This is a genomic window from Erwinia sp. (assembly GCF_049696395.1).
Classification (GTDB): Bacteria; Pseudomonadota; Gammaproteobacteria; order Enterobacterales; family Enterobacteriaceae; genus Erwinia.
In genome coordinates this window covers 1-10,257 of the sequence record NZ_JBAVTT010000161.1, presented here as the reverse complement: position 1 = coordinate 10,257, position 10,257 = coordinate 1, and the positions used below count along the sequence as shown (strand labels likewise).

At 48.8% G+C, this 10,257-nt stretch carries 10 protein-coding genes and 1 pseudogene; 5 read left to right on the top strand and 6 right to left on the bottom strand.

Annotated features, from left to right (window positions below; translation table 11 throughout):
- A pseudogene (locus tag WCC56_RS19155) lies at positions 1-311 on the top strand (glycoside hydrolase); the annotation flags it as partial.
- A 248-nt stretch (positions 312-559) separates the two neighbouring features.
- Positions 560-2,044, top strand: coding sequence for a TrkH family potassium uptake protein (locus WCC56_RS19150; protein ID WP_424693910.1), 1,485 nt, complete (start codon positions 560-562; stop codon positions 2,042-2,044).
- Between the two features lie 716 nt (positions 2,045-2,760).
- On the opposite strand, the gene WCC56_RS19145 is transcribed toward WCC56_RS19150, so the two are convergent.
- The 3 genes from WCC56_RS19145 to WCC56_RS19135 form a co-directional block, all read right to left on the bottom strand.
- A complete protein-coding gene (locus WCC56_RS19145; RefSeq protein WP_424693909.1) occupies positions 2,761-3,498 on the bottom strand; it encodes a metallophosphoesterase in 738 nt (245 codons plus the stop codon).
- Positions 3,499-3,916: 418 nt separating this feature from the next.
- Entirely contained in the window at positions 3,917-4,414 is a 498-nt protein-coding gene (locus tag WCC56_RS19140; protein ID WP_424693908.1) for a hypothetical protein, read from the bottom strand.
- Positions 4,415-4,599: 185 nt separating this feature from the next.
- On the bottom strand, positions 4,600-5,004 hold the full coding sequence (locus WCC56_RS19135; RefSeq protein WP_424693907.1) for a helix-turn-helix domain-containing protein: 405 nt from the start codon (positions 5,002-5,004) through the stop codon (positions 4,600-4,602).
- 101 nt (positions 5,005-5,105) lie between these two features.
- On the opposite strand from WCC56_RS19135, the gene WCC56_RS19130 reads away from it, so the two are divergent.
- Positions 5,106-5,588, top strand: coding sequence for a DUF2938 domain-containing protein (locus tag WCC56_RS19130; protein ID WP_424693906.1), 483 nt, complete (start codon positions 5,106-5,108; stop codon positions 5,586-5,588).
- 72 nt (positions 5,589-5,660) lie between these two features.
- Here the strand turns inward: WCC56_RS19130 and WCC56_RS19125 are convergent, their stop codons facing one another.
- On the bottom strand, positions 5,661-6,149 hold the full coding sequence (locus WCC56_RS19125) for a DinB family protein (protein ID WP_424693905.1): 489 nt from the start codon (positions 6,147-6,149) through the stop codon (positions 5,661-5,663).
- Between the two features lie 257 nt (positions 6,150-6,406).
- Positions 6,407-7,279, bottom strand: a complete 873-nt coding sequence (locus WCC56_RS19120) for a LysR family transcriptional regulator (RefSeq protein WP_424693904.1) — start codon at positions 7,277-7,279, stop codon at positions 6,407-6,409.
- Positions 7,280-7,387: 108 nt separating this feature from the next.
- Here WCC56_RS19120 and WCC56_RS19115 point away from each other — a divergent pair, with 108 nt between their 5' ends.
- Positions 7,388-8,362, top strand: a complete 975-nt coding sequence (locus WCC56_RS19115; RefSeq protein WP_424693903.1) for a quinone oxidoreductase family protein — start codon at positions 7,388-7,390, stop codon at positions 8,360-8,362.
- Between the two features lie 272 nt (positions 8,363-8,634).
- Here the strand turns inward: WCC56_RS19115 and WCC56_RS19110 are convergent, their stop codons facing one another.
- Positions 8,635-9,075 carry a winged helix-turn-helix transcriptional regulator gene (locus tag WCC56_RS19110; RefSeq protein WP_424693902.1) on the bottom strand — a complete coding sequence of 147 codons (441 nt, stop codon included), beginning with the start codon at positions 9,073-9,075 and terminating at the stop codon, positions 8,635-8,637.
- A 99-nt stretch (positions 9,076-9,174) separates the two neighbouring features.
- Here WCC56_RS19110 and WCC56_RS19105 point away from each other — a divergent pair, with 99 nt between their 5' ends.
- The gene (locus WCC56_RS19105; protein WP_424693901.1) at positions 9,175-9,987 is read left to right on the top strand and encodes an oxidoreductase; all 813 of its coding nucleotides are present in this window, start codon (positions 9,175-9,177) and stop codon (positions 9,985-9,987) included.
- Positions 9,988-10,257 lie beyond the last annotated feature (270 nt).

The following is a 10,257-nucleotide window of genomic DNA, read 5'->3' as shown; positions in this document are numbered from 1 at the left end:
GAGCGCAAGCTCACTCGCTGATCCAGCCGATTGAAACGGCCCCAGTAACGGCGTCAACGCCGAAAATCAAAGGCATAACCATTTCCGATCTGATGGCGACCAAAGCGACTTACGCCATGATTTTCAGTGGTCTGCCGGAGTCACCAATACAAGACGTTGCGCTGCATAACATCAAGATTGATGCCAGTTACGGCGTGCAGGCAAGGTATGTCGCAGGGCAAGGGGATAATATCAACGTGACCGTGAAGGAAGGGCAGACGATGGAAAAAGGTCCTGATGCAACCCTGCAACTGAATTCCGGCACAGACTAACAGGCAGAACGGCGATATTCCCTGAGTAATCTGGCGGCTTTCAATGTCCGCTCTGTGCAGGAGCGGACGTTGTTAACGACTGTCCATACCGTTAAGTTGGGGGAACATGATAACTTAATGCTACTTTCCTGAGCGAAATTGACACATCACTGACCCTCACAAAGCATCATAATTAAGGACGTCACAGGTTCAACTATGGATGGTCTTAGTTATCAGATAGCATGTGAATAATCAGGTTATTGGTCAGGATGTTTACCTTGCAGCTAAATTTATCAGCGAGATACTCACAACTTCGAGTTATCACTCACCTCTGCGGTTTTCTGGTCCTGCTTTATAGCCTGACCATGCTCCCTCCCTTGCTCGTCGCGCTGGTGAGTAAAGAACAGAGCTGGTTTGCTTTTTTCACCACTTTTGTCGTTTTTTTTACGCTGGGCGGGGCGGCCTGGTGGCTGACAAAAAAGTCGCAGATCCAGCTCCGAACGCGGGATGGGTTTGTCATCATCGTTCTGTTCTGGGTGCTGTTTTCGTTTATCAGTGCGATGCCTTTCTGGCTTGATGAATCCGTCAGGCTGAGTTTTGCCGATGCGCTGTTCGAAGGTGTCTCGGGGATCACCACGACCGGCGCCACGGTAGTTGTCGACGTCAGCAAGCTTCCTAATGCCTATCTCTATTACCGCTCGCAGCTCAATTTTATTGGCGGTCTTGGCGTCATCGTCCTGGCCGTGGCTATTTTACCCATGCTCGGCATTGGTGGAGCCAAACTTTATCAATCGGAGATGCCCGGGCCGTTCAAAGAAGAACGCCTTGCCCCACGTCTGGCTGACGCATCGCGTAATCTCTGGCTGACCTATCTTCTGCTGGGTGTTATCTGCTCCCTGGCCTACTTTCTCGCCGGGATGTCTGCGTTTGATGCACTCTGTCACGGACTTTCAACCGTCTCACTAGGCGGCTTTTCCACGCGCAGTGAAAGTATAGGTTTCTGGGACAGTTCAGCCATTGAGCTGGTTGCAGGGGGGTTCTCTTTGCTTTCGGCAATTAATTTTACCGCCTGGTTTATCGTGTTTACCCGGCGCACGCTTAAGCCACTGCTGCACAACGCAGAATTGCATTTCTTCCTGATGGTCACCTTCGGCATCGTGCTGGTCACGGCATGGCAGGTCTGGCATGCCGGTATGTATGATGCGGGTAAAAGCCTGGTCCACGCTTTCTTTCTGACCAGCTCTATGATCACCGATAACGGGTTGGCCACCAGTGACTATGCTGACTGGCCAGTACATACCATTGTGTTACTACTAACGGCCAGTTTCTTTGGCGGCTGCGTCGGGTCAACCTGTGGTGGGATCAAAGCCCTGCGATTCCTTGTGATGTTCAAGCAAAGCCGCCATGAACTTCATCAACTGGCGCATCCCCGTGCAATACTGAGCATCAGAGTGGGCAACAGTATCGTGACTGACCGGGTGTTACGTTCTGTGTGGAGTTTTTTCTTTCTTTATATCCTGATCACCGTGTGCTTCGTCATCTCACTGAATATGATGGGGTATGACATTTTGACGGCATTTGCCAGCGTTGCCGCATGCATCAACAATATGGGACTGGGATTTGGTGAAACCGCGTCAACTTTTGGCACACTGAATGAGGGCGCAAAATATATGCTCTGTGCCGCCATGGTGCTGGGTAGACTAGAGATTTATCCGGTTTTAATTTTGTTTTCACGTTTCTTCTGGCGTAACTGATGTCATTAATGCGTACCTGCCTGGCGGGTACGCATCAATCCCATTGCGCTAATCTGCAATAACGGTTGATTGGCTCCCCGTTGACTTACACAGAATGATGTTAGCAATGTCCGTTCCTCGCTCTTAGCAGACCTTGCCCAGTACGCTGGTCGGCTCCGTGCCTGGAACAGACGTTGTTAGCATCGCTGATGCCCTATTCATATGGGGCAGCTAAAGGAATATAAAATGGTTGTTACTCTAGGAAATAATGGATACATAGTCAGAGCCAATTTGCGAGGTGTAGAAAATGAAAGAAATACAGTTAATGGCTGATTATCATTGCCATCCATTATGGGGATGAGAGCCGGATAATTTTGGGGATATATCTCCAGAAGGATTACCAATATCTTCGATTTACAAAATAGTCTTGAGGATTGGGCCAAGCGATATGATGCCATACTCAATATAGATGATTCGGCATTATGTGATTTTAGCAGCTTGCAAGCGAAAAAATTATTTATTGAGGATGGTTATAAATTAGCTGAACGTTTTCAGAAAGAATTGGGAAGTACATACAAAATCATATATTACTCGAACTACTAAATCATACTCAATGCTCGATCAGGGTGACTATTCCCCCAGGTTCTAACGCACATCTTCTCTATCTGGGCTGTCAGGGATGATGAAGTAATGATTTGGCCTTATTACTCTGCTCTCTTCCCTGAAAGCAGTGCCAGTTAAACGCAAACGTGATGACTGGTAAGAGAGTTACTGACGTAGCGGTGAATCATCAACGCCGGCGGTTCATTCACAGGAGGAACGTTTACTGTTCCAAACCAGACAGGATTAGCCGGGCAGACGGAGCCACAAATGTAGGTAGGTATGTCCGCAAACGTACCAGCTATGGGTCTGTGGACATGGCCTGTAGAAATGGCGAGTAGTCTGGCCGGGGCGCGTCTAATCAAATCTTCCATCTCAGGTAAACCTCTGCACATCGTTTCGTCTAGCGTTGGTATGCCAGATGCAAATAGGTGATGGTGCAAAAACAGCAATGACGGAGGGTTGCCTGCGTCGCTAAGTTGGTTATCCAACCATTTCAGATGGTCAGTCACACTGCCGTAATCCTTATAATCAATCGTCGAATCCAGACCAATCAGGCGAATGCCACCGGTATTATGGATTAAGTGCAGAGCCTCTCCTTGAGCATCGTGCACCCACCGGTTCTCATCCCAAACAGAACGCATCAAACTTCGGTCGTCTGAGTTACCCGGCAGGATCAATGAAGGGTAATTTTGCTGATTCAGGCGGTCAGCTATCTGTTTATAACCTTCCTGCCAATGCCCATCCGTTAGATCACCTGTAATTACCAGTACGTCCGGTTGCAGATGCGTAAGCCAATTTAGTACCTGGTCGAACCGAAACAGATGATCATTTTCGGTTGAGGCGTGAATGTCTGAAACCTGCGCAATCAGCATAAAGACCTCATACGATTACTTTGAGGGGAACAAGACCGTGATTTATGGCCATGAATCCGGTTTCGAATTTCATGTTTTTCACCACGATGGCAACAATGGACAGATTAATTAGGATCAGTAATTCAAAAGTTACGGTGAATCAGGCTGGCAACAAAGGCGGTCGGGAATTCACAATGAATCGCTAAGTTCAATTCCGGCTGCTCAGAGCCAATGTTAGCAGGGATGCGTAAGATCCGCTCCTCCCTAACAGCCGACATTTTCCAACTTAGTGGGCTGGTTAGTGCCAGGAGCGGACATCACCAGTATTAAGACTCTGGTCACTCCAAATCTGACTCTTAACCGTCCAGGAAAATAGGGCATCTTCATTAGAAGTTTTCTGGAATTTGTCGAGATAAATGAGGGTGCTTCGCCATACTCGCTACTCCGGCTGCATTTTTCTGTTCCATCCAAAAGTGTCGGCGCAGGGTGATAACCATTGACGGATTTTGGAATTGCACGACAGCGCCTCGGGTTCGAGCAAGCGCGCTCCAAAATTGGCATGCCGCAGGAAGCGCATATCCAGGCATTGCTCAAGTTGCCCAGCCAGCAGGGGAAAATCCATGAGGCTGTATAGTCGTGGCCATTTGATCAATTTTCGGTAGCGCAGTTGCTCCGACTCGATGCGCAAGTCATCATTTGGTCGCCATTGAATGTTGAACAGCTTGTCATGACGCGATAGGTCGACCAACCAGTTTCCGTTAGATGGGATGCGCAAATCCAGTTTCAGGCTTTCAGGCCGCAAGTTGTTGCGCTTGTAAAACCAGTGCTCAGGCGGTTCGTTGGTTAGGTCGACGGAACACCCGCTATATGACACCTCGGCAACACCGAACCTTGCAAACCATTCGGCTACTTCGGGGTGGGTAGAATGGTCGAACATATTTTGCATGCTCCTTAGAAAGCGTCATTTAGCACAACAGCTTATCGCTCATAGCAGCCCAATAAAATCCTTTGGGCTGCTTCGTGCCAGAGGCGGACACTGCAAATATTGGCGCAAGAGTTTCGCTGGTGCTTACAGTTGCTCATTTGGGATGTGCCAGGTCATCAGGGAACACGCCTCAGTAGTCACTTCCTAATGAGTCGCAGTCCTCTCGCAACGACATGGTTGAACTCATTACAATGGGTATGCTCCGGTTCTGTACACCGGGCAACATGCTTCAGCCCCCTGCTTAATAGTTGCAACCTTCGAATAGTGCGATCAATTTCACTGGCTCGATGAGAAAGAAGATCGCGATCAATCACAGTCGGCTTTTCTGTGTTCAACATTACTGCCATTTCATCCAGAGTAAATCCTGCAGCCTGTCCCAGGGCAATCAGTTTCAGTTTATTCAGCACATTTTTGTGGTACTGCCTTCTCAGACCGTTGCGACCGATAGGGGTGATTAATCCTTTCTTTTCGTAAAACCGCATCGTCGAGGGCTGAATGCCTGCCAGATCTGAAATTTCCCTTATGTCCAGTTCTTCCTTCATTGACTTAAACCTGACTTTAAGTTGCAAACTGATGGTCAACTTAGCATCCCCCAAGTATGAGGACACGAAAATTGGATAGGGTAAATGTGTTTAAGGCAATCATGACAGGTATCGGCGCAACGATTGTCATGGATTTGTGGTCACTATTCCAAAAGCACATCATTAACGTGCCTCCATTGAACTATGCCTTGGTTGGGCGGTGGGTTTTATGGATACCGAAAGGAAGACTTAGGCATAACACGATAGTTTCAACGTCTTCTGTACATAAAGAACTTTTCACTGGCTGGGCTTTTCATTATTTGACCGGGATACTTTTTGCCTTTATACCGCTTTTACTGAACGGGCCAGCATGGTTCAAAGAACCCTCTTTAATAACGGGTATGCTGGCTGGTCTGATAACTTCTCTTGCACCGTTTATGATTCTGCAGCCCGCATTTGGTTTCGGTATAGCTGCTTCCCACACGCCTCGCCCATGGCTGGCGCGGTTGCTAAGTGCGCTTACACATTTGGCTTATGGACTGGGACTTTATATCACGGCTCTATCATGGTATTTTGGAAGTAGAAAATTTACTTACGGCAATTAAGAAATGCTCTGCTTCTCGCTCAAAGCGGCTCTCGAAGCCGCTGGATATATGAGTAGTGAAGAACGCTCACTGTCAGTGATCATGGTCCCTTAGGAAGACTGTCAGCACATCCTTCGGAGGAACACCTCCACATTCTGAAATTAACCAGCCCACGGCTCCCCGATGGTAGGTTCCATGAAAAAGCATATGATTTAGCATGTCCATGGCTGTCATCTCTCCGTTACCGCCGTCGACAAAACTGAACTTAATGGTTTCTCCGAGATCAGCTGAAGTCATTGAGTTAACATGCTGGATATACCAATCCACACCGCCAACCATTTTAACTTCAAGCTCATCTACAGACGGTGTTTCAGGGGTATTTAAAGCCGTGTAATCGTGTTGCTGACCCGAAATATTTGCTCTGAAAATCATATCAACTACATGAATATGATTCATCAGCCTTAGCATCAGGTGACGTTTTTCTGCATAAGCTGACTCGTTGATAAATTTAATTATTTTTAGCGTTTCGGAATCAATCCAACGCTTGTACCTCAACAGTGTAACTATTGTGTCCTTTGCCATAATTTTCTCCAGACTTGCCTTTACCGATAGCATATCAATAACGAACTTTTTCTTGGCAGAGTTCATTTTTTATAAAGCCACAGTTTGAACGGGAGGCGTCCGCTCTTAGCGGACAAGGCCCAACGAGCGGGGGCGGTTCGGCAGAATGGGCGTTTTGCCGAACGGTAAAATCTTCCTCTCCACTCTTTGCCATAAGCGGACAGGGATAACATCCGGGCAAGTGCACAAAACGCATCCCATGGAGGAAGAAATTCACTTCACATTTCAGGATTGCTGTCAGGTGGACAAGCCTTTCCAATGATATCAGCCAGAAACTCCATAACCACAACAGCTGAGGGATCACGTCGGTACTCTGGATAGGCAACCAGCCACATACTCCTGACTGGGGCGCGCGAATTTACAGTCAGTTTTATCAGAGCGTTGTCAGAGTCCCCCATAAAACAAGGTAACGTAACCAGACCCACTCCTCTCCTTGCGGCTTGCTGCTGTGCCATCAGGTCGCTTGCCCTGAATATAATCCTTCTACCGTCCAGCAGGGATTCCAGCCATTTCTGTTGTGTTACATGCTCCAGAGAGCTCTCATAGGCAATGAATACCCAACTTTCAGGCGGCACTGTAAGCCAGGAAGGTGAGGCATACAGGCCGAAACGCATCGTACCGATCCGGCGAGTAAGCAAATCGGGATCATCCGGTCTTGTCAGGCGTACCGCGATATCAGCCTCGCCTTTGCTCAGTTGCACATGATGAGATGCGCCTGATAATGAGAGCGAGATATTTGGATGACTCTGCGCAAAATCAGCCACGGCAGGCGCAATCAAGTGTGCAGCTACAGCCGGAGAGGCGCTGATCCTGACAACAGCCGCTGGCGCAACAGACAGCGATTTAGCCTGTAGGTAAATACGATCTGCGATCCTGTTCATTTCATCAGCAGCAGAGGCAATGATTTTACCCTGTTCCGTAAGGGCGGTTCGCCGGGGCAAACGTTCAGTAAGACGAAGGCCTAGTGAATTTTCGAGGGCGGCTATTCGGCGGCTGACGGTGGCGTGGTCAACATGAAGCTCTTTTGCCGCAGCGGACATGGAGCCCCTGCGGGCCAGAGCAAGAAAGTAGTGTAAATCCTGCCAGTCCATTTTCTTTTTCCTTGTGCATTTTTACCCCTATATGGTTCTTTTATACCCGTATTTTACCTGGCTTATACGACTTTATAATCTTTCCCACTTAAACAGTGAGGACAGAATATGTCAGTAGCCATCGTTATCAGCCAGCCAGGTGGTCCCGAAGTTCTTAAAGCAATTAAAATGGTGCTGAATAAACCCGGACCCGATGAAGTTCAGATTAAGCATGAGGTGATCGGCGTTAATTTTGTTGATATTTACTTCCGTTCAGGGCTTTACCTCCAGCCATCTTATCCGGTAGTACCCGGGTTTGAGGGGGGCGGGACGGTAACAGCCGTTGGGCATAACGTTCGTACTTTCTCCCCGGGAGATCGGATTGCCTATACCGGAAACCCGATGGGAGCTTATGCAGAGTTCAGGAACATCCCGGCCAGCCGGGCGGTTAAATTACCTGATGGGGTTGATACACGAACCGCCGGCAGCTCCATGCTGAGAGGTCTGACCGCTCACATGTTGCTTCACAAGGTACGAAATGTGAAGGCGGGTGACTGGATTCTGGTTCATTCGGCTGCGGGCGGCCTGGGGCAAATTGTTACCCGCTGGGCAACCATGAAAGGGGCTCGGGTTATTGGTACAACGGGGTCTGCTGAGAAGGTGAAAATTGCGCAGGCAGCTGGCGCAGCTGAAGTTCTTCTTCACACAGATACGGCATGGCCTGATGCAGTGCGCGAAATTGCGGAGGGTCGCGGAGTACATCTTGCCATTGATGGGATTGGAGGAATCCTGCTCTCTTCAACACTCAGCGTGGTACGCCCTTTTGGCATAGTAGCAAGCATGGGCCAGCCCGCAGGGCCTATTCCACCCGTGCGCGTAGAGGATCTGGGTTTCGCCCGCTCAATAGCACTGATACGGCCAAGTTCAATCGCCTATGCCGACAATGCCGATCTCTACAGGAAGGGGGCGGAAGACCTCATTGCAGCCCTTCAAAACGGACTGGAAAATCCGGTGGGGGCTGAATATGCCCTGACGGATGCGGCAAAAGCACACGCTGATCTTGAAGCCGGGCGTACTACAGGAAGCGTGATACTTACTGTTTAACTAAAGTCGAAGTAAGGGTAAAAGCAGAGCCAGCCAGTTCTGATTTTACCCATTACACAGGAATATGACTGTATTTTCACGGTTAGAAAACGGCCTTTTGACTGATCCACACAGTTAAAGAGACCAGGTTAGCTGAAAATGTTTATCGCTTTCATCCTGCTGAACCAGCAAGGCTGCTTTTCGCTTAGCGGACATAGCTCATTCCAGGAAATACTGTTCATCCGTGAGCCGTTCACAGGACAGCCGCTCAAAAGGGGTAATTTTTAGGCAAGTCATTCAATTTTGAATGGGATATTCATCCGCATTGGTCGACTTCCTAACTTTGCCCCCGTCACTGCATCAATTGCAACAGGATGAATTTCCATGCCTGTCTCTTCATCGATATAACTTGCAAGGTTGTTGGCACAGTTTCGTTGCGCCCACGCTCCGAACATCATTAGTACGGGTAGGAAGTCATAACCTGCCTCTGTCAGCACGTACTCTTCGCGTAAAGGTCGCTCTGAATACACGCGTTTATTCAGCATACCCGCCTCAACCAGTGAACCCAGTCGCTTGGTGAGCATGGTTGGCGCTATCTCCAGGCTTTTGCGGAACTGATCAAACCTCGTCAGCCCGGCATGTGCATCCCGAAGTATAAGGAAACTCCAGGTATCACCAACAGATTCAAGACCGCGGGCAACGGGGCATTGAAGGACAGATTTTTGCAAATTCATATTCCTGCTCACTCAGTATCATTATAGTAGTGACTTAATATCTTTTTGATAGTAACATTCTGAGCAGTGGCAATCCAGCCTCTCCCGAAGGAATCTAAAATGAATCAGCAGGAAAATGGTACGGCTCTTGTGACGGGGGCATCATCAGGTATTGGTTTAGCCACAGCTCAGTCATTAGCAAAAATCGGTTATCGGGTTTTTGGAACAAGCCGCAAGACGGTTATCAGCCCTCCGGGAGTGACCATGTTGTTGTGCGATGTGAAGAGCGATGAGTCTGTGAAGAACATGATTGCGGAAATAATCAATCAGACCGGACGTATCGATCTCGTCGTCAATAATGCCGGGGTGGGCCTGCTTGGCGGGGTAGAAGAGTCCTCTATAGCGCAGGCGGAACAACTTTTTAACGTCAATGTTTTTGGTGTTGCGCGCATCGTCAACGCAGTGCTGCCGATCATGCGCGATCAGAAAAAAGGAAGAATCATTAACATGAGCTCTATCCTGGGACTGATCCCTTCACCTTTCAATGCCTATTATGCCTCTACAAAACATGCCATCGAGGGTTATACAGAATCCCTCGACCATGAAGTGCGGCAATTTGGTATTCGGGCAGTATTGGTACAACCCGGGGTGACGCGAACCGCTTTTGAGGAAAATCTAACGCGCGCTGACCAGCCAATATCAGTGTATACAGAGGACCGTTCACGTAGCGAAGCGCTGATGCGCAAATGGGTTGAAGCCGGGGATACCCCGCAGGTTGTTGCTGATACGGTCCTGAAGGCAGCTACAGCCCTCAAGCCTCGCTTACGTTATTCAGCGGGCAAACAGTCCAGTCAGGTACGTGCATTGCGCCGTTTTCTGCCAGGTTCTGTTTTTGACCGGATAATGCGTAAATTTAATGAGTTTCCGTCCTAAATATTCAATAGAACTTTTTTATTCCCATTGTATGGGCAAGCCAGTGTGCGGACTCAAGAACCTGCAAGCCGAAAGAAAGTCCGCTGTCTCACCCTGCGGGCCTCCATCGCTGACGCAACAGCATTTCACCACTATGGAATAAGGGGCGCCAAGTCCTGGCATCAGGCAATGCTACGCAGGGATTTTATGCTTACCCGTATAGATTCAGCAGCAGGACTGGCCTGCTGCCGAATGGGATCACTTGCTTGCAGGCAGCGGTGCATATTCTAC